Annotated in this window: 12 protein-coding genes; 6 read left to right on the forward strand and 6 right to left on the reverse strand. The window is 38.4% G+C overall.

What is annotated here, in order from left to right; all coding sequences use genetic code 11:
- Window positions 1-39 precede the first annotated feature (39 nt).
- Complete coding sequence (locus FLEMA_RS0104770; RefSeq protein ID WP_026994473.1) at window positions 40-570, reverse strand: TetR/AcrR family transcriptional regulator; 531 nt, start codon at window positions 568-570, stop codon at window positions 40-42.
- Window positions 571-1089: 519 nt separating this feature from the next.
- On the opposite strand from FLEMA_RS0104770, the gene FLEMA_RS0104775 reads away from it, so the two are divergent.
- Window positions 1090-3576, forward strand: a complete 2487-nt coding sequence (locus tag FLEMA_RS0104775; RefSeq protein WP_026994474.1) for a TonB-dependent receptor — start codon at window positions 1090-1092, stop codon at window positions 3574-3576.
- 241 nt (window positions 3577-3817) lie between these two features.
- Here FLEMA_RS0104775 and FLEMA_RS0104790 read toward each other — a convergent pair whose 3' ends face one another.
- The 5 genes from FLEMA_RS0104790 to FLEMA_RS0104810 form a co-directional block, all read right to left on the reverse strand.
- Window positions 3818-4495, reverse strand: coding sequence for a hypothetical protein (locus FLEMA_RS0104790; protein ID WP_026994475.1), 678 nt, complete (start codon window positions 4493-4495; stop codon window positions 3818-3820).
- A gap of 96 nt (window positions 4496-4591) precedes the next feature.
- Window positions 4592-5803 carry a class I SAM-dependent methyltransferase gene (locus FLEMA_RS0104795; RefSeq protein ID WP_026994476.1) on the reverse strand — a complete coding sequence of 404 codons (1212 nt, stop codon included), beginning with the start codon at window positions 5801-5803 and terminating at the stop codon, window positions 4592-4594.
- A 132-nt stretch (window positions 5804-5935) separates the two neighbouring features.
- Window positions 5936-7372, reverse strand: a complete 1437-nt coding sequence (locus tag FLEMA_RS67525) for a TolC family protein (RefSeq protein ID WP_052353954.1) — start codon at window positions 7370-7372, stop codon at window positions 5936-5938.
- The gene (locus FLEMA_RS0104805) at window positions 7372-8739 is read right to left on the reverse strand and encodes an HlyD family secretion protein (protein WP_026994477.1); all 1368 of its coding nucleotides are present in this window, start codon (window positions 8737-8739) and stop codon (window positions 7372-7374) included. The genes FLEMA_RS67525 and FLEMA_RS0104805 overlap by 1 nt, the downstream gene beginning before the upstream one ends.
- 65 nt (window positions 8740-8804) lie before the next feature.
- Window positions 8805-10988 carry a peptidase domain-containing ABC transporter gene (locus tag FLEMA_RS0104810; RefSeq protein ID WP_052353955.1) on the reverse strand — a complete coding sequence of 728 codons (2184 nt, stop codon included), beginning with the start codon at window positions 10986-10988 and terminating at the stop codon, window positions 8805-8807.
- A gap of 493 nt (window positions 10989-11481) precedes the next feature.
- Between FLEMA_RS0104810 and FLEMA_RS0104815 the strand changes: the two genes are divergently transcribed.
- The 5 genes from FLEMA_RS0104815 to FLEMA_RS75895 all read left to right on the forward strand — a co-directional run bounded on the left by FLEMA_RS0104815 (window position 11482) and on the right by FLEMA_RS75895 (window position 20184).
- On the forward strand, window positions 11482-13881 hold the full coding sequence (locus tag FLEMA_RS0104815; protein ID WP_026994479.1) for a DUF5686 family protein: 2400 nt from the start codon (window positions 11482-11484) through the stop codon (window positions 13879-13881).
- A 147-nt stretch (window positions 13882-14028) separates the two neighbouring features.
- On the forward strand, window positions 14029-14517 hold the full coding sequence (locus FLEMA_RS0104820) for a (2Fe-2S)-binding protein (RefSeq protein ID WP_026994480.1): 489 nt from the start codon (window positions 14029-14031) through the stop codon (window positions 14515-14517).
- 41 nt (window positions 14518-14558) lie between these two features.
- Entirely contained in the window at window positions 14559-16742 is a 2184-nt protein-coding gene (locus FLEMA_RS0104825) for a xanthine dehydrogenase family protein molybdopterin-binding subunit (protein WP_026994481.1), read from the forward strand.
- A 207-nt stretch (window positions 16743-16949) separates the two neighbouring features.
- Window positions 16950-19106, forward strand: a complete 2157-nt coding sequence (locus FLEMA_RS0104830; RefSeq protein WP_026994482.1) for a xanthine dehydrogenase family protein molybdopterin-binding subunit — start codon at window positions 16950-16952, stop codon at window positions 19104-19106.
- 361 nt (window positions 19107-19467) lie between these two features.
- Window positions 19468-20184 (forward strand): DUF4377 domain-containing protein, encoded by a 717-nt coding sequence (locus FLEMA_RS75895; protein ID WP_052353956.1) that lies wholly within the window; start codon window positions 19468-19470, stop codon window positions 20182-20184.
- Window positions 20185-20233: the final 49 nt, after the last annotated feature.

Raw genomic sequence — 20233 nt, forward strand, 5'->3', positions numbered from 1 at the left:
AATTTATACAGACCGTTCTGTCTATTATGGATAAAAAGATTATAATAATTTTTCAGCAATTTTTCGAGCAGTTTTTACTGGCCAACTACCCTGATAAACCTTACTTGAAACCAGTGCAGCATCAAAAAGTACATAAAGTTCATCGGCTAATTCTTCTTTGTGTTCATCGTTCAGAATCCTTGCAAATAGACTTCTTATAGCGTTTTTTTGAGCCTTAATCAATTCAGTAACCTTGGTATTTTCTTGTGGTAGCTCAGCACTAATATTGAGAAAATTACAACCATTAAAAGAGGTACTTTCAGTCATTTCAATTAAAAAATCAAATATGCCTAAAACTTTATCTTTTGGATTGGCAAATTGACTGACTACCAATTCCAACTGCTGTTTGGTAACTCTACTTGTTACATTCAAATATTCAATCAACAAATCTTCTTTTGAAGGAAAATATTGGTACAAACTTGCCTTCGCAACTTCTGCTTCTTTGATTACTTGATTGATTCCCGTACTATTATAGCCTTGCTTATAAAATAAACGGGATGCGGTGTCTACAATTCTGCTTTTAACGTCCATATCTTTTTTTTGATAGACAAATATAAATACAATTTTTCATACAGACAAGTCTGTATGTATTTTTTTTGAAATTATTTTTAAAACATCAAATAGCTCTCTCATTTATAATTAAAAGTACTGATATATAGAAGCTGTTGAAACTTTTGTAAAATTGCTTGCGTAAGCAATGAATTTTAGCACAGCGAGTATATAAATTCTTGAACTTTTTGTCTTGAAACAAAAAGTAAGAAGAAGAATTAATCAATAAAATCTGTTTTTGAAAAGTTTCAACAGCTTCATATTCAACAATAATATTTTAGATTTTACTGCAACCTTTTTCTTCGAACCTGCATCTTAGCTACATATTACAGCTTCTAGGATTTAAGTTTTTCCTTTAATGGTAAGTTTTAAACCATTTATCCTTTGGGGAAACCTACTAGGTAGTTTGTATTGCAAGGTAGTATGTATAATAATATTTTTGAAATAAGAATCATCTAACAAGTTTAGCCCACAAATCTAAACCCCAAACATTTATCTATTATGAAAACATTCATTTACACTATTCTTATCATATTTAGTTTAGCAAATAATAAGGCACAAGCTCAAGGGAGAATCACAGGGCAAATTACAGATGATAAAAGTAAAATTGTAGAATTTGCTACGATTACCTTGTTACAGGCAAAAGATTCAAGCTTAGTAAAAGGAGCTTTGGCTGATGTAAATGGTACTTTTGAATTTGAAAAAATAAAATACGGGACTTATGTTATTAGTATTTCGCAGTTGGGGTACAAAAAATTGTATACACCATCGTTTATTCTTTCATCTGAAAATCAGCATATCAAACTGAACAAACTTGTTTTAGCAGAAGAATCAAAAGAACTTGCCGAAGTACAGGTTACCGCAAAAAAACCTTTTATTGAACAACAAATTGATAAAACCGTAGTAAATGTCGAGAACTCAATTGTGTCGGCTGGAAGTACAGCTATAGAGGTTTTAGAAAAATCGCCAGGTGTAACAGTTGACAAAGATGGTAACATTTCGTTGAAAGGAAAGCAAAATGTAATGGTAATGTTGGACGGCAAACCAACGTATATGTCGGCTAGTGATTTGGCAAATATGCTTCGTAATATGCAAGCTACTCAATTGGATAAAATCGAAATTATGACGAATCCACCAGCCAAATACGATGCCGCTGGAAATGCGGGTGTCATTAATATCCGTTTGAAGAAGAATCAAAATATAGGATTGAATGGTTCGGCCAATATTGGTGCTGGTTATGGTTTTTATAAATCTTTACCTAAAGAAAGTGGTGGATTGAACCTGAATTATAGAAATGAAAAAATAAATGTTTTTGGAAATTTTTCAGCCAATGACCGTCAAAGTTTTCAAATTCAGACCATTAATCGCAAGTTCTTTGAAAATGGTAAGGTAATTTCAGGTTTCGACCAAGTAAGTAACAACGAACGAAGAAATAATTCTTTTACTTACAAAGTTGGTGCAGATTATTTTCTTGATAAAAAGAATACAATTGGGTTTTTGTTTAATGGCATGAATGGAAATTGGAACGAAGATACCAATAACGAAATGTTGATTAAAAATGCGGCTGCTCAATTAGATACAACTTCCAATACTTTAGGAACAATTAGAAACGGATGGGGGAATTATTCGACCAACTTGAATTTTAAACACATAATTGATTCTACTGGTAGAGAAATTACAGCAGATTTGGATTATGCCCGTTACGATGCAGATAATTCGATGAAATATCGTACTTCAAAATTCGATAATCAACATATTTTAAGAGCAACTCGTAATGAAGATGGCAAATCAGAAGCTAAAATTAATATTTATTCTTTTAAAGTAGACTTGGTGTATCCAATCAATAAAACATCCAAATTTGAAGCAGGGCTGAAATCAAGTTATGTTACGTCCAACAACGATATGCGCTTTGATTTCTTGATTGGCGACTTAAATACACCAGTACTTGATCCAACTCGGACTCGTGATTTTATTTATAAAGAAAATATCAATGCTGGCTATGTAAACTACTCAAAGGAGTTTAAAAAAGTAAGTATGCAATTAGGTTTGCGAATCGAAAATACCAACGGACAAGGTACTTTGTTGGGTAAAGAATTGCTAAATAGACATTATACCAATTTGTTTCCAAGTATATTCTTTCGTCAAAAACTCTCGAAAGACCATCAATTGGGGTACTCGTTTAGTCGTAGAATCGACAGACCAAGCTATGAAGATTTGAATCCATTTTTGTTCTTCCTCGACCCGTATACTTATTCAAAAGGAAATGAGTTGTTACAACCACAATACACCAACGCATTGGAAGTATCGCATACCTTCAAAGATGCTATTACTACTACCGTAAATTTTAGCCGTACCAATGGCGTAATGACGGATATTTTGGAACAAAACAATGCTTTGAAAACAACTAACCAAACAAAAATCAATATAGGTTATGTTGAAAATATAGGAATAGCATTCTCTGTACCAGTTCCAATTACAAAATGGTGGTTTAGTAATACTTATTTCAATTTGTACAATAATCACTATGTGGGCGATATTCCTAAAACAATTATTGCCTCGGACGGTACAGCGTCGACCATTTATCAACCTTTGGATGCACGTGCGACAAGTTTTCAGGCCAACATGACGCACCAATTTACATTGCCTAGAAAATTTACGTTAGAATTGAGCGGCTGGTATATGTCGCCATTTGTAGAAGGGCAGCTATCTGGTCGTCCGATGGGGGCAGTATCATTTGGTATTCAAAAGAAATTAATGAACGACAAAGCAACTGTGAAATTGAATGTAAACGATGTTTTCTGGTCTAACCGATTCAATGGCTCATTTATTTTTAATGACATCGACGTTCAAATACTTAACAAATGGGAAAGCCGTGTATTACGCTTAAACTTCTCATATCGTTTTGGTAATAGTAAAGTGGCTGCCGCACGCCAGCGTAAAACAGGCTTAGAAGATGAAAAAGGCCGTGTAAAAAATGGTGGTAACTAGAAAAATCAAAGAAACTGTCTAAAAATAGAACAAATCCCTCTGGTTGGCTATATGATATAGGCAACTGAGGGATTTGGCATTTTGTTGAAATGATATTTACTCGTGGAGCTTAAACCATCTTTACGACTATCGTCAATAAACCCAAAGGCTATGGCAACAATATTCATGTCGAAACATTTTGCCTATATACACCAAAGCCTGATACTGTTGGGGTATCAGGCTTTGGTATTGTTGTTGTGGTCTAGTATTTAGGAATTTTTTGTTTGGCTTCTTCAACTTTCTTTTGTTGAATACTTACATCTTCCATAGCTTTGATTTGGTCTTTTTTGTTTTGTTCCACTTCAGAGAGTAGCTTTTCTAGTTCAGACGCATTTTCTTCGATTTTTTTCAAAAGTTTTTCTTTTTCTTTCTTATTATCTTCGATGGCTCTTACTAGCTTATCTCCCGTTTTAACAATCTTTTTTTGTTTGTCCGAAACGGCTTCCATGCTTTTTTCTTGTACTCTTACATTCTCTTGAAGCGAAATTTGTTCTACAAAATTATTGAGTAATTGCTCGGCTGCAGCGTATTTGGGGTGTCCTCCATTGATATATACTTCGTCGCCAAATCCAAATGAAACAAAGATTTTTGTTCTGTTTTTTTCGCTAAAGATTCTGCTTGTAAGGAGTATTGGGCTATCGCTGATACTGAGGATATTAGCTCCTGTAATACGATAAACCCCGCTTCTACCTGTTTCTACACGGCCATATTTGGCTATTTCTAATGCCCATGCTTCTTTAACATATTTTTCGTCGATAGGTACAGTGGTGTACAATCCTTCTTTGTTGGCTTTTTCAATTTCTAGCGTACCCGAAAAGACCTGAGCTTTGCTTGCTTGAATACTGATGAATAAGCAAACGATTAAAAGTAATTTTTTCATAAAAATCTAATTTTGTGTTGATTACAAGTTACAAAACTATCTTGGCAAAACCATTCAGTAAGGTAGATTCTAGGGTGATAATTTAGTTATTGGACATTATTGATTGATCGAAGTCACTTTTTGGCATACAATTATTACTTTTTGGTTGTGGTTGTCGGTAGTCGCAAACCAATATATATTGCCTCCTTCTTGTACTTTTATTTTTTCTCGAATTTGCTTTACGGTTAAGGGGAAATTACGAGTCGTAATATTGGCTTTATTGTTAGGCATAAAGGGCTTTAATGCTTTTTTGTCGAGCTTGCAAACAGCTATTACTTCAAAAGAACGCCCAATAAAATTGGGGTTGAGGGTATCGGAAGTATAGAGGTGGCTGTGCGGAGCGATTTTTTTGACACCAAATAATTGGGTAATAAGCTTAAATACACCGCCTTTTAAAAGTGCTACATTGGGTTCATATAAATAGCGAAGTACTTTACTCAGCGGAGGCGTTGCTCGATTTTCTTCTTCTTTGAAAAAGCTTATTTGCTGAGGAGGTAGATTTTTTTGTAAAGCTACACACGTGATTTGAGGAGCTTGAGATATGGTATTACCCAGATGAAATAAAATTTCTTTGACTTCATTTTCTACCGAAATTACCCAAACTTGTACCGTTTCGGGGAGCTCCCGCAGGGCTAAGTCTATATCGAGCATGGGCGAGGCCTTGAGTAATATGTGAGCTGTATGCTGAAACAGCAAATCTTTTATAGCTAAAATATTGGGTTCGCAGTCTTGTAGTCGAACCACTTTGTTGCCTATATCATCGCGGCGGTGTGGGTCGAGGTATATCCATGATAATTGGGGTATTTCTGCCGAGCGATTAGTAAGCCAATAAACAGAATCGCCTGCAATAAAATGGACGTTTTGAATACCTAGTTCTGCAAAATTATGTTGGGTAACTTGCTGTAAATCTTGGTTTTGTTCGATATGATAAACTATCTCAAATTTGGGTGACAAATACGCCGTGTCTACACCCATGCCACCAGTAAGGTCGGCAAGGCTGCTGCCTTGTATTAAACTGGCTTTGAACTGTGCGGTATGTTGCGACGAACCTTGTTCAACAGATAAAGCCTGAGGAAAAATAATATTTTCGTTATCGTACCAATCGGGGAGCTTTACTTTTGCTTTTTGGCGAGCCTGTATTTGGGCTACCAATGCAGGAACAGGAAGATTGGGAAAGCGATGAGCTTGTAGTAAAAGCTTAGTTATGTCATCGTTGGCGTGTGTCTTGATAAAGTTTTTAGCCTCGTCCGAAAGAGTAAGTAAATCCATGTTGCAAAGCTAGTATTTTATCGAGCAATAGACAAGAACAAGAGGATAGAGGGCTATCAAAAACCATAGCGGGGTTGCTCCCGCTATGGGTATCAATAATGAGGTAAATAAGCAAACGACGCTTATTGTATGCTAATTAAGCTCGCTCAAACCAGCCATATAAGCCAAATTGGCAATAGCTTTTTCGTATTTGCCTCGTAGCGACTCTACTTTGATTTTCATGTCAATGAACTTGCTTTCACGGGCATTGATTAGGAAAAGGGTACTTTCGCCTATTTCAAATTTGCGTTGCTCTGCCTTTAGCAAAAGCTCTTGGTTTTGAGTTGCCTGTTGCTGTAGGGTTAGTTGTCGTTCTAAATTTTTCACTTCATTATAAGAAGCATAAACGTCGTTGACAATTTCGCGCTTGGCCAAATTGAGTTCAAAACCCGTTGATATTTGCTTAATTCTAACTTGCTGAAGTTTTCCACGTTCTTTTCGCAAGAAAATCGGTAAAACAAATTCAACCCCCATTTTATGATTGTCGAAAGAAATAGGCGTATCGTTGTACGACGAATTAAGGCTTTTGGTAATAAAATTAAAATTAAAATTAAGCTGAGGCTTGAGGAGTTCCTTGCGGAGTTTTTCTTCCAAACCTAATTGCTTTATTTTAACATCTAATTTTACAATTTCAGGGTGTTGTACTTTGGCCTGAGTAATTAAATGTTGCAAAGTAATTTCATCAAACTTTCTGAACAATACCTTGGGCGGTAGTGCATTTTCGGGTAATTCTAAGGGTGTTTCGTTGCTGTCCCAAAGAAAGTTAGATAAAGCCAGTCGGGTATTTTGCCATTCTACATTGGCTTGCTCTAAGGCGATTTGTCGGTCTTGCAAAGTAATTTTTGCTTCTACCGAATCTATGCCTGCTTGTTCACCAATACGGGCTCTTTCTTGGGTAGCAATATACCGTTGGTTGGCCAGCTCGTAGCCTTCTCTAAGGAAGGTGAGTTGTTGAAAACTAAACCACCATTCCCAGTAAGCCTTTGAAGCCGACAAAATGGTTTTGTTGACCAGTTTGAGTTTCTCAGCTTCGGCCATAGTTTTGGCAAGTTGTGCTTGCTTGAGGGTGGTACGTCGGGCATCAATAATCATCCCTTGGCCAATTGGTACGGTAATTCCAGCCACCAAAAGTTCGGGTGATTCTTCGGGCAAGAGTTTCTTGCCCGACTTGTTTTCGTAGCCCAACTTGATGTCTGTACCTGTCCATACAGGTATTTTCAGGGCATTTTCCCAGCGGTTATAATAATCAGTACCACTAAGAGCCTTACGGTCGAAGTTGGAACTAATTTTGGGGTCAAATTGTCCTTTGGCCTGCATAATTTCGGTATCAGCATCACGCGGGTACAATTCGGCCTGTTTCACCGTAGGGTGATTTTTTAGCACAAGGTTTTTGAAGTCTTCAAAACTAAATTCTGCTTGAGCATAAAGATGATGGGTATTGACAAGAACACCTATTATGTTTATGAAAACAAAAAGAGATAGCTTACTGAATACGTTCAAACCTTTGTGAATATGCAAGGTTGGTTTCATTATTTTTTCTCTTCTTTTTTCTCTGGTTTCTTTTCTTCGGGTTCACTTTTCAAGTTGGCAGGGAAAGCATTAAGCTGTCGCCATAGTTCGTACCAAACAGGTACGTTGTCGAGCATTACCCATCCTGCTACACCCGAGCCCATTCTAAGTTGTTTTGGCCAAGGGTCGTCCCCTTTTTTGGGTACAACCAACATTCTGTAGTCGCCACTTTTGCTATTAATTCGGTCGATTACCTTTACTGTTCCGCCAAAAGTACCTACAGAAGTAGAAGGCCACCCCGAAAACACCAATGCAGGCCATCCCTCAAATTGCAAACGAACTTCTCGGCCTTCCTGAATCAATGGCACATCCATAGCTTTTACATACAGCTCAACGGCCATGTCGGGCAAGTAAGGTTGAAGCGTACAAATAGATTCACCTTCTTTGATGGTTTCGCCAATACCTGCTTTGAGAGCCTTTACTACGTATCCATCTTGTGGGGCTCGAACAACGTATTGTCCAAGTCGAAAATTCACATTGGATATTTTGTTTTGTAGTTGTGAAAGTTCGTATTCGCCTGCTGCCAACGAAGACATCGCCGAGCTTTTATCTGATTCAGCTTTCGAGATTTTTTCGGCATAGTCGGCATTTACCGAGTTGAGTTCAATACGGGCATTAATTAATTCCTGACGAGAAACCAGTAATTTGTTTTGTACCGAAACCAGTTTTGCTTTGGTTTCCTGTAATTTCATTTTTCTAGATTCTAGCTCGCTCAACGAAACAATACCACCATTTTTGTATTGGTCTTCACCACGGTCGTAGCGAATCTGAGCGATATTGGCCTGTACTTGTTCTGCAATAATATCGGTACTATCCGAAATTACCTTTGCCTGATTTTGCTTGACCTTGTTTTGAGCTTTTTGGTAGCTATAAACTTGGTTTTGACGCAAGGCTACTATTTGATTTTCGAGGGCTTTGATTTTTACATGATAGCTTTCTAGTGCAGCCTTTTTGGCTGTAAGCTGTTCTTGTAAACGAAAAGCAAGGTTTTTGTCGAAATAATCATCCTTGATTTCGGAAATAATCAATAGCGTATCGCCTTTTTCTACAAAATCACCTTCTCTGGCAAGCCATTGTTCGATTCGTCCTGCAATAATATTCTGGATATTTTGGGGGCGGTCGGCAGGTGTTAATGCCGATATTTCGCCTTTACCATTAATATTTTGTTGCCAAGGCAAAAATAGGATGGCCAAAAGGACAAGTCCAATACCTGTAAGCCACCTTTTGAGGATTACCGCCGAGCGTGGCGTATGCAGCGTATTGAGCGAATGAAGCTCAAATTGTGCATGGACTTTGTCATGAACTTTTTGTTTTGATATATTTAACATAGAATTTCTTCTGATTAAAAGCGTTGTATTTTGTGTCTAGCTGTTGGATGACAAGATTCAAAAATCTAATCAATTAAATCCTGAAAATGAGTGTTTTTGATAAGTTCTTCAAAAGTACCATCTAGGGCTATCTCACCTTCGTTCATGACCAAAACTCGGTCGCAAGCAGCCATTACAACGGGGTCGTTGGAAATTGTCAACAATGTCCAAGGATTTGACTTATCGGTCAAAAACGAAATACATTTAAGTCGCTCGGCTTTGTGGAGTTCACGATAAATATCGGTAATCATCAATAGTTTTGGCTTTTCGACGGCACAGCGTGCTACCGACACCTTGGCGATAAAGCTTTCTGAAAAACGTTTTCCTCCTGCTATCATTTGGGTATTGAGCCCTTCGGGTAGTTCTGCTATTACCTCTTGCATATTAAGGCTATTGAGTGCCCATTGGAGGTCGTCGAAGGTGATGTTTTTTCGACCCATAATGATGTTGTCGAGCAACGACCCATCAAAAATCAAATCTAACGACAGGTTACGTTCAATAGCATCACGTACGGCATTGAGGTTGAGGTCTCGGATAGAAATGCCATTGTACGAAATAGAGCCTTCGTATTCAGTAAAAATAGCTGAAAGGATTTTGAGTAAAGTTTCTTTTCCTGAGCCATTCGTTCCTGTAATACAGATACTTTCGTTAGGGCTAATGTCTAGGTTAAGTTTTTTAAGTACATATTTACTACCATCGGGATAGCGATAGCTAAGGTCACGAACCTTGAGCGAAAGCCCCTCTGAATGAGCATTGAAATCGTAATTCAAGCCATTTTGGCGTTCTAATGGCAAGTCAGTAACATGACCCATTTTCTCTACCGCAGTGAGTAAATCAAATACGGTTTCGATACTTCCTATGAGTTTTTCTACCGAATTAACCACCAAGACAATGATGATTTCGGAGGCTACAAACTGACCCAAAGAAATTTGGCGGTCGATTACCAACATAGTACCCAAAATCAATAAAAGACCTGTGATAAAGGCTTTGAAAAAGACAGCATTTCCAAATAGAATCAATAATACATTAAAGTGCTTTTTGCGGTATTTGAGGTAGTTGTTTACCAAATAGTCCATTTTTTGCATGGGCAAATTGGTAGACCCCGCCGACTTGAACGCATAAAGTGTACGTGCGATGTCTTCGAGCCACTGAGCTACTTTGTATTTGTATTTGGATTCTATGAGGCTGGTTTCCAAGCCTTTAGGTGCGTTGTAGTAGACCACCAACGTAACAATAAGAATGGTGATAGCACCAAATGCAATGAAGTAGGGGTGGTACAACGAAAGAAGAATAATACCGAAAAGAATCTGAATAATGGCTGCAGTGATGTCAATTAAGACCTTGGGAAGAGCTTTTTGAACATTGAGAATATCAAAAAAGCGATTCATTAATTCGGGAGCGTACACACCAAGAATAGATTCTGATTTGACCCTTGGGATACGGTAGGTAAATTCAAAGGCAGCTTTGGCAAAAACACGCCGTTGTAGGATTTCAACTAAAGTTTGCTGATAAATTTGGAGAATCCCTGAGAAGATAATTCCCAAAATAACAACACCTACTAAGACATAAACTGAGCTAAAAAATAAGCCCCCAGAAATAAGACCAATAATGGCTTGGATACCCAATGGAAGTGTTAAACTGATAATACCCACTACAATGGCATAAATATAAATAGTGGTAATATCTTTTTTCTCTTTCCTGAGCATATTCAGTAGCCTTTGCACAGGCGACTGATTCTCAACGATGTTTTCTTCTCCGATATTTTCCAGTGGAAAAACAGTTAAAAAGCGAACTTTGCCGTTGAGGGTACTATTGGGATTGTTAAAGATTTTTTGCGGGCTAAACTGGGTGTCAGTCGCAATTTCTTTTGATCCATCTGGCGTTATCTTCCAAAAAAAAGGCTTATCATCCTTGAGTGTTCGGGCTGCAATAATAGGCGTGATGCCTGCAGCCGTTTCCTCAAAGAAGAGGATAGGATGAGCATTTTCTTCGATTAACACATGGAACTCTTGTGCGTTTGCGTAGTTTTCTACGACTAAAAACTGTTGTTTTCGGGCCTCTTGGATAAGGTCATTCACAAACTCAAACGTATTACTTTGGTCATACGTCTTAGTAGCAGTTAGTGGTGCTTGGTAAGTGAAATTGTTAAATTCAGTGCCGTAAAACTCGGTCAGTTTCTTAACAATAAGGCTTAACTGAGTGCTTTGCATGGTATGTGATTTATGGTTTATTGTTGTAACAACGATTTTTTAGGCTTTGTTCGTGTGTTGTTTGGAAAAAATCCAAATAAAGTGCTAAGTGGTGGATGCATAGGAGGAATGGTTTTTGGATTTAAAAGAAATTATATGCTTTTTCGTTTACTATATTGATATAAGCTAAGTGTATAAAATAAAGCCTTGTATGCTGAATGCCACAAGCCTCTTATACTGCCCCTTACGGAGTGTTTTTTGCAATACTAGACATTATTATTTAATTTAGTGAAAAAACACAAAAATATCATTAAATCTTTTAGATTTATTCATGGAGCTTTGTTACTTATTTTTGGGCGGTTTTTAACAATATAATGATATTTTGGTTATTATCAAGAAATAGTTTGAAGCTTAACTTGCTGAAAAGCAAACTATTTGTTTTATTTTTTCGTTAATTTTGTCCAGAAACAAAACTCAATTTAAAATTGAAGCAGAGTTATCTTTGCGAATTATTATGTTTAAAATTACAACCAAGCCACTCATTGTTATATTATCTATATGCTGCCATGTTTTTGCTATAAAAGCCTCTCATATTGATACAACTGCTTCGTTACAAATTATTGAAAAGGCCATCCTATTAGCTCCCGAACACGATAAAGCTACAGCCAATTATTCGGCTGAGGTGATTATTCAAAACCAAGGAACGTGGAATCGCATACCCAGTATTTGGCGTGGCTTCTTGAAAAAAGAGGGTGTCGAAGATAGCCTTGTGTATCAATCTGAGTCGTATGCTAATTTTCAGGTAGATAATAATAATAGTTATCTATTTGAATATAAGGCTGTTCGAAATAATTATCATGCCGAGCCTCGTGCCGACAAATATGTCAATCCTAATTTTTATAAGGCCATTGTAGGACCCGATGCAATTTCGCCCCTTTCTGAAAAGGCTCTGTATTTTTATACTTTTGAGTACCTAGGTACAGGTATTTCGGGCAAAACGCCTGTGTATCGATTTAAGGTTACTCCTAAACATCATAACGACGAAAAGGTATTTTCGGGAATTATTGCCATTTCAACCCAAGGGTACTGGCTCGCCGAGGTTGATTTGGCTGTAAGGCATTATGCTATTCAATACCAAATCCATGTCAATTATGAATCGGTAGATGGGGTGTATTTGCCTACAAATTACAAAATTGATGTGAGTGGAAAGTTGATGGGATTTGTGGGGAAATACCATTATTTGGCCAAAGTATGGAATTATAAGCTAGGCCTGAATACGCCTATTGTACGCCCTCAGGAAAATGAATTTAGAGAAGTCTATAATATTCAAGAACGTAATTTTGAGGTACAACAATTTAAGCAGGTAATGGGTACACTGGCTACCAATCTCCAAAATATATGGAGCGATGCCAATATTGCATCGGGTCTGAAAAGATACGATAAAGTGGTATTAACAACTGAAGCCAAAAGCCGCTCGGAAGCATGGTGGGGCGAGCTAAAAACTAATAACGAGTATCAGATGTTTGAACCTAATTTGCCTATTTCAGCTATCGAGAAATCGTCTTTGCCTGCGCAACCCGACGAATATGCCACATACCGACAAGCTAATTTGAAGTTTGGGGTAGGTAGTATTCTTTTTAGCCGTTCATATTTTTGGGGAAATAACGAACGGGGCTTTTATCCTCACGAAATTTATTACAAATCACCTGTATTGGATTTTAACTTCAATACTGTAGAAGGTTTTGTACAAAATACAGGGGCTTTATACCGTTTTAGAAAAGCTCGTTATGACTGGTTTGAAATAGACCCTACATGGCGTTATTCGTACAACCTCAATAAATCGTCGGGTACATTGAAGTTGCGTTGGAAAACCCAACAAGATGATTTCAGTGTAACAGCAGGAAAGTTTGTGTCTCAGTACAATGTTGATACGCCTATTGCATTCGACCTCAACTCACTTTCTACGCTTCTTTTGAAAAAGAACTACGTAAAAATCTACGAAAAAGAGTTTATCAACTTTAGTTTACAAGAACGTATTTCTAATGCTTGGGCTATTCGCTCGTCGATAGAGTGGGCTAGGAGGTATCCGCTCGAAAACTCTACAAATTATTATTGGATAAACTTCCAGAATAACGATTATTTGCCAAATGCTCCTGATAACAAAGAAATAGGAGCAACGCAGTTTAAAACTAACGATGCCTTTTTGGTAAGTTTTCAGGTAAATTACCGCCCAACGCTTAAAAAGCAGTATCGCAATTCTATCAGAATGGTTGATTTGTCGTCGTCGCCATTAATTATTTTCAAATACCGTGGAGGTTTGAGTAATATTCTGAAAACCGATATGGATTTTCATACTGTCGAGCTTGGAATAACGCACAATTTCCCATTATCTATCAATACCAACTTTAACTACATTGCTCAAGTAGGAACATTCTTTGATTCTGAGTCGATGACCTTTGCCGATTTTAAACATTTCAACGGAAATAATAATATGATTTCGATTGGTGATGTACTTACTACACACCGCTTGGTAGGTTTTTACGACAACTATGTTTGGGGGGCTAGTAAAAAGTTTATCGACCCATTTTTGTATTCAACCAATGGTACTTATGTCGATATTATGACTATGTTTGGGTTCAGAAAGTTCTTGATTTCTCGATTGAATATCGCCCGAAAATTAGCTCTGAGAGAAGAGATTTTTGCCAATTATTTGTACACTGCCAACAAACACTTCAACTATGCTGAATTTGGTTATGGTATAGACGGCATTGCCCGAATCTTTAGGCTAGAGTTTGGGTATCGTCTCGAAAATGGTGTTTTTACCAAAGACGGCCCCGTTTCGTCAAAGCTAACCCCGATTATTCGTATATCGCTCAATTCAAGAGTGCGTGGAGGAGTAACACCTGAGTGGTAATATTAAGCATACTTTGAGCAAGTTTATTAATTCATTCATCGAAAAAACTTGAACAATATCATCCTATTTTCTATTTTTATATTATAATGAATACAATTCGTTGTACATTTTTAATATAGATTATCAAATAGTTAAACATATAGCACAATGGCAAAGTATAATTTGACAGTTAATGGTAAAAAATATAGTGTAGATGCCGATGCCGATACACCGCTTTTATGGGTAATTCGTGATTATGTAGGCTTGAAGGGTACCAAGTTTGGCTGTGGAATGGCTTTGTGTGGAGCTTGTACTGTACACCTCGACGGCCAGCCTATTCGTTCTTGCTCAACGCCAGTGTCGACAGTAAAAGCAACTAACAAAATCACAACTATTGAAGGTATTTCGGCCAATACCGACCACGCCGTTCAACAAGCTTGGATTGAAGCTCAAGTTCCTCAATGTGGCTATTGCCAGTCAGGGCAAATTATGTCGGCGGTAGCATTATTAAAAACCAACGCCAATCCATCCGACGAAGATATTGACGTTGCTATGTCGGGCAATATTTGCCGTTGTGGTACATACCCACGCATCCGCAAGGCGATTCACCGTGCTGCTGATTTGATGAAAGAAGGAGGAAACTCTACTGGTAAATAGGTACTATTCTGTGGATTTTTCTTCTAAACAACATTCAAACTATGTCAAATGTATCAGTGTCTTCTAATCGAAGAGATTTCTTGAAAATATCAGGTAAAACCACAGCCTTATTGGCTATTGGTTTTAGCCTTCCTTGGCATAATAGCGAAGCCGCTGTTATGACCAAAATAGACTCTAATGCCTTGGCTCTTGGGCTTGAACTAAATCCTTATATCTCTATTTCGGACGAAGGGGTAATTACATTATTCAATGCTCGTCCCGACATGGGGCAGGGTACTTATCAATCTTTGCCATTATTATTGGCCGAAGAATTGGAGGTAGATTTATCGCAGGTTACTATTCGCAATACCGATGGGCAAGGCAAATATGGGTCGCAATTGTCGGGTGGTTCGTCTTCTATCAGAACACGTTGGCAACCTATGCGTAAAGCAGGAGCAGCTGTAAAAGAAATGCTCATAAAAGCTGCCAGCACCAAGTGGAACGTACCCCTAAGCGAATGCTATGCCGAAAAAGCTAAAGTATTTCATAAGCCTTCGGGCAAATCGTTTACTTATGGCGAGTTGGTAGAAGAGGCTTCTAAATTAGAAGTTCCTAAAGAGCCAAAACTCAAAGACCCTAAAGATTTTAAATTATTAGGTAAGTCTGTTCCTCGTCCAGAAATACCATCTAAAGTAAATGGAACGGCTATTTTTGGCATAGATGCCCAATTACCAGGCATGTTATATGCCAGTATCGAGCGTTCGCCTACTATTCTGGGCAAAGTCCTTAGCTTTGATAGCACTGAGTCGCTCAAGGTAAAGGGTGTAAAACAGGTGATCAAAACTGAACGTAAAATGCCTCATCGTGCCGTAGAAGCCGTTGCGGTTGTAGCCGATACCTATTGGGCGGCTCTCAAAGGTAGAAAAGCCCTCAAAGTAAAGTGGGATGCACAGGGAGCCGATAAGACTTCGACAGATGGGTATTTTGAGAACCTCCGCACTTTGGCCAAAACCGAAGGAGTAGATTATCCAGAAAAACGAGGTGATGTTAGAAATGCCTTTGCCAAAGCAAGTCAAAAATTGGAGGCATCTTATGAAACCCCATTTTTGGCTCATGCCCCACTCGAACCCGAAAATGCCACTGTATGGGTACAGGGCGACAAAGTAGAAATTTGGGCACCTATTCAAGGCCCCGATGGCCTGATTCCGCAAGTGGCGGCTTACCTAAATATTAAGCCAGAAAATGTAAAAGTCAATGTGCCTTTTATGGGTGGTGCATTTGGCCGTAAGGCATACTATGATTATGTAATGGAAGCGTTGCATATTTCAAAACAAGTAAAAGCCCCTGTAAAGGTAATTTGGACACGTGAAGACGATATGACACAAGGGCCGTTCCGCCCTGCTATGTTAGATAGGCTAGAAGGTGCTTTAGACGAAAAAGGGTCTTTGATTGCACATCATCACCAAATTGTAGGAGCATCTATTCAGCACCAAGTATTTGGTAGTCCTCTCAAAAACAAGGCAGATGATTGGGCTAGTGAAACTGCTAATTTTGAAGATAGTCCGTACGATATAGATAATCGTAAATTGTCGTTCAACTTGGCCGAAACCGATATTCCTATTGTTTGGTGGCGTTCGGTTTATTCATCTACTACAGCATTTGGACAGGAGAGTTTTATGGACGAATTGGCTCATGCAGCCAAAATTGACCCATTAGCTTTTCGATTAGAAATGCTGGCCGATGCTCCTAGATTTTCGAGGGTGTTACAAACCTTGGCTAAAAAAGCTCATTATCATCAGCCACTTCCTGCCAATCAGGCAGTAGGTATTGCGGTAGCTCGTTCTTTTGGTACTATTGTGGCTCATGCTATTACGGTGTCTAAGCAAGGAAAAGGTGTGAAAATCGAAAAAGTGGTATCGGTAGTAGATTGCGGAATGACGGTAAACCCCGACAACGTATTGGCTCAGACAGAAGGAAATATTGTTATGGGGCTTACGGCGGCTATCAAAAATGGTATTACGCTCAAAAATGGTGTCACCGAGCAAACCAATTTCCACGAATACAATGTATTGCGTATCAATGAAATGCCACAAACCGAAATCCATATTATCGAGAGTACCGAAGCCCCAGGGGGTGTTGGCGAACCAGGCTTGCCTCCAATAGCACCTGCTTTGTGTAATGCCATATTTAACCTAACTGGTAAAAGGCTGAGAACATTGCCAATTGATATTGATAATATTGGCTAATTGAATCAAGATATAGCCAACCAATACACGAATGTATTCACCTTGAACCCTGTAAGATTGATGTTTTCTTACAGGGTTTTTTGTTCCTATACAAATATGCTTTTATAACCCCATATTTGTAATGTATATAACAGATATACAAAGAAACTTCACTCTTTTGGGGATGAAGCCCAATCCAGATATTCCAAAACATAGATAGACATTAATATGAAAGAGCCATTGAATAGAAGAAATTTTCTCCAAATCAGCAGTTTGTCGGGTGTAGGCTTGTTGTTGGGTTGGTCTAGGGCAGCTTCTGCCAATACCTTACACAATATTTCGGTAAGCAAAAACCTTGAAATAACGCCATTTATTCAGATTGAACCTACAGGTAAAATAACGCTATTTGCTCATAAACCCGATATGGGGCAAGGTACTTATCAGGCTATCCCTGTAATTTTGGCCGAAGAGTTAGGCGTTTCGCTCGAACAAGTCCATATTGTTTTTTCAAAAGGAGAAAAAAAATTTGGAGACCAAACTTCAGGAGGAAGCAATTCGGTAAAAGGCTCGTACGACCAGTTGCGTATAGCAGGAGCTGCTGCCAGAGAAATGCTGATTGCCGTAGCAAGTAAGCGTTGGGGTGTAAATAGCTCGGAATGTATAACCGCAGAAGGGAAAGTATGGCACAAATCTACCAATCGTGTATTGGCATTTGGCGAACTAGCCACCGAAGCGTCGGCTCTGGAAGTACCTGCCTCTCCTCAACTCAAAAACCCTGCTAATTTCGAGTATATTGGCAAACCATTGGCTCGGCCAGATATTCCGTCGAAAGTAAATGGTAAAGCTGTTTTTGGTATGGATGTTACTTTGCAAGGAATGTTGTATGCAAGTATTGAACGATGTCCTGTTTTTGGTGGAAAAGTAAAAGCATTTGATGGCTCGGCAGCCATGAAAATAAAAGGAGTGAAAGCCGTATTAAAAACCGACCGAAAATTAGAAAATAATGTAGTAGAGGGTTCGGGTGTAGCCGTTGTTGCCGATTCGTATTGGGCGGCCCTAAAAGCTAGGAAAGCCTTAGTAATAGAATGGGATTATGCCGGAAATGACAAGGTGAGTTCTGATTCTATTACGGCTAACTTTCAAAACCTAGCACAACAAGAAGGAGTAATTGACAAAGCTTGGGGCGATTTTGATAAAACGTACCAAGGGGCTATCACCACTTTGGATGCTACCTACGAAACCCCTTTTCTGGCTCATTCGCCTATGGAACCCCAAAATGCCTTGGCATATATACAAGGCAATAAATGTGAAGTATGGATTTCGTCACAAGGCCCCGATTTGGTACGAGACTCTTTGGCTCAGTATATGAAACTGAATCCCGAAGATATAACTGTCAATATTCAATTTTCGGGTGGAGGTTTTGGTCGACGGCTTTTTCCTGATGTAGCCTGCGAAGCAGCTATGTTATCGAAAAGTATGAGTGCTCCTGTCAAAGTAATATGGACACGTGAAGATGATACCTCCAAAGGCCCTTTTCGTCCTTCAACATATAGCCAATTGAAAGCGGCTTTGAGTGCCGATGGAAGAGCTACGGCTTTTCAGCACAAAGTGGTATCGCCCTCTATTATGGATTATCTGTATCAAAGTCATGATAAAGCCAAGGCTGCAGGCGAAATGACCGAAGGTATTAGCGATATGTCCTATAATATTCCTCATGTAAAAAATACCTATGTTTTTGCCCAAAATACTATTCCATTAGGCTGGTGGCGTGCTGTTACTTCTACCACTACAGCCTTTTCACACGAAAGCTTTATTGACGAAATGGCTCACAAAGCAGGTAAAGACCCTATTGATTTTCGCTTGAATCAGTTAACCAACAAGGGGCATGTCTTTACTATTTTGAATACACTAAAAGAAAAATCTGACTGGAATAAGCCACTACCCAAAGGCTGGGGGCGTGGTGTGGCCGTCTGGGAGTTTTTTGCAGGTGTATGCGGGCAGGTAGTTGAGGTATCTCGTCAAGAAAAAGGTGTCAAAATAGAAAAAGTAACGGCTGTAATTCACTGTGGTACAGTAATTAATCCTAGTAATGTAAAAGCACAAGTAGAAGGAGCTATTATTATGGCACTCACGGCTGCAACCAAAGATGCTATTATTTTTGATAAGGGCATGGCTACCAATAGCAATTTTCACGATTACCGTATGGCTCGAATCAATGAAGTACCGCCTGTTATTGATATTCATATTTTGGTAGATGGCACTAAACCCAATGGTGTTGGCGAACCAGGACTACCGCCATTTGCCCCTGCACTTTGCAATGCTATTTATCAGGCCACAGGCAAGCGTATCCGTAAACTACCCTTTGATATAGACAATGTCGTCTAGGCAATAGCTGATAAAATAGTGTTATCGTTAAAAAAACTATCTCAATTTTACTAACTGGCAAATTTTTGCCAGTTAGTAAAATTGAGATAGGAGACTTTAGTGTATTTTTAATATAATCCTAAAAATCTTGCATTCAAGAAATAGGTGTCTGCCTGTTTTAACTACTCTTTATAATTATTTGATAACTTAACATGAGCGTAAGCACTCTTTTTGAATAGTAAAAACTATGATTAAACCTTCTATTGAAGTTAGACAAACAAGATAATGTTGTAACTTTACGGTTAGCCTAATAAACAAATGGTAATTCCTGCCGTTTGTAAGGAATATTGATGTAACCATATAAATAGTAAAATTTTAAATAATGAAATATATCATTTTAACCGTTACTTTTTTACTAAGTAGTATATTGTTGTTAGATGCCAAACCAAGAAAACGTAAGCACAAAGCAAGAGCTAGACACAGAACTGCAGTGGTTGCCAAAAATGTAAAAACGATTTGGGTAGCCGACCATCAGGTCGATTGTCAGGGTGTGGGGCCTATGAAGTGTTTCTTGATTAAATATGCCGAAGAGGAAGAATGGCAAAATTATTATGGTACAATAGATAGGTTTAAGTTTGTAGAAGGCTTTGAATATAAAATTCAAGTAAAAGAAACCCCCATCAAAAACCCTCCTGCCGATGCCCCAGATGTAAAATGGACTTTGGCCAGGGTTTTGTCTAAAAAAGAAGCTGAAATTCCGAGATTACCCTTGGCTTCTCAATGGATTTTGGAAAGCTATTATGATGGCAATGCTTGGGTGTCGGCTGGTAGTAAATCGGCCTATATTACGATTGCTCGTGACTTAAAAAGTTTTACGGGTACAGGTGGCTGTAACAGACTGCGAGGCAACTTGGACGTAAACGCTAATAATGTAAAATTTGGACAAATAATAAGCACAAAAATGGCCTGCGATAAGCTACAAGCCGAAACCAAGTTTATAAACGTACTTGAAAGTGCAACAAGTTTTGAGATAAAAGGGGCTGAACTTTTCTTGTATAAAGACGGCCAGCCTATTGTTTCATTAGAAAGCTATCGATAGTTGTTTTTGAAATTAATCAACAAAAAGGTCGCAAATCTGAGAATAGTTT

The organism is Flectobacillus major DSM 103 (assembly GCF_000427405.1).
Lineage (GTDB): Bacteria > Bacteroidota > Bacteroidia > Cytophagales > Spirosomataceae > Flectobacillus > Flectobacillus major.

Excerpts from the sequence above, each read along its gene's own strand:
- FLEMA_RS0104805 (WP_026994477.1), bottom strand. The coding sequence starts at position 8,739 with ATGTTAAATATATCAAAACAAAAAGTTCATGACAAAGTCCATGCACAA.
- FLEMA_RS0104795 (WP_026994476.1), bottom strand. The coding sequence starts at position 5,803 with ATGGATTTACTTACTCTTTCGGACGAGGCTAAAAACTTTATCAAGACA.
- FLEMA_RS67525 (WP_052353954.1), bottom strand. The coding sequence starts at position 7,372 with ATGAAACCAACCTTGCATATTCACAAAGGTTTGAACGTATTCAGTAAG.
- FLEMA_RS0104825 (WP_026994481.1), top strand. The coding sequence starts at position 14,559 with ATGTCAAATGTATCAGTGTCTTCTAATCGAAGAGATTTCTTGAAAATA.
- FLEMA_RS0104775 (WP_026994474.1), top strand. The coding sequence starts at position 1,090 with ATGAAAACATTCATTTACACTATTCTTATCATATTTAGTTTAGCAAAT.
- FLEMA_RS0104815 (WP_026994479.1), top strand. The coding sequence starts at position 11,482 with ATGTTTAAAATTACAACCAAGCCACTCATTGTTATATTATCTATATGC.
- FLEMA_RS0104820 (WP_026994480.1), top strand. The coding sequence starts at position 14,029 with ATGGCAAAGTATAATTTGACAGTTAATGGTAAAAAATATAGTGTAGAT.
- FLEMA_RS75895 (WP_052353956.1), top strand. The coding sequence starts at position 19,468 with ATGAAATATATCATTTTAACCGTTACTTTTTTACTAAGTAGTATATTG.
- FLEMA_RS0104810 (WP_052353955.1), bottom strand. The coding sequence starts at position 10,988 with ATGCAAAGCACTCAGTTAAGCCTTATTGTTAAGAAACTGACCGAGTTT.
- FLEMA_RS0104770 (WP_026994473.1), bottom strand. The coding sequence starts at position 570 with ATGGACGTTAAAAGCAGAATTGTAGACACCGCATCCCGTTTATTTTAT.
- FLEMA_RS0104830 (WP_026994482.1), top strand. The coding sequence starts at position 16,950 with ATGAAAGAGCCATTGAATAGAAGAAATTTTCTCCAAATCAGCAGTTTG.
- FLEMA_RS0104790 (WP_026994475.1), bottom strand. The coding sequence starts at position 4,495 with ATGAAAAAATTACTTTTAATCGTTTGCTTATTCATCAGTATTCAAGCA.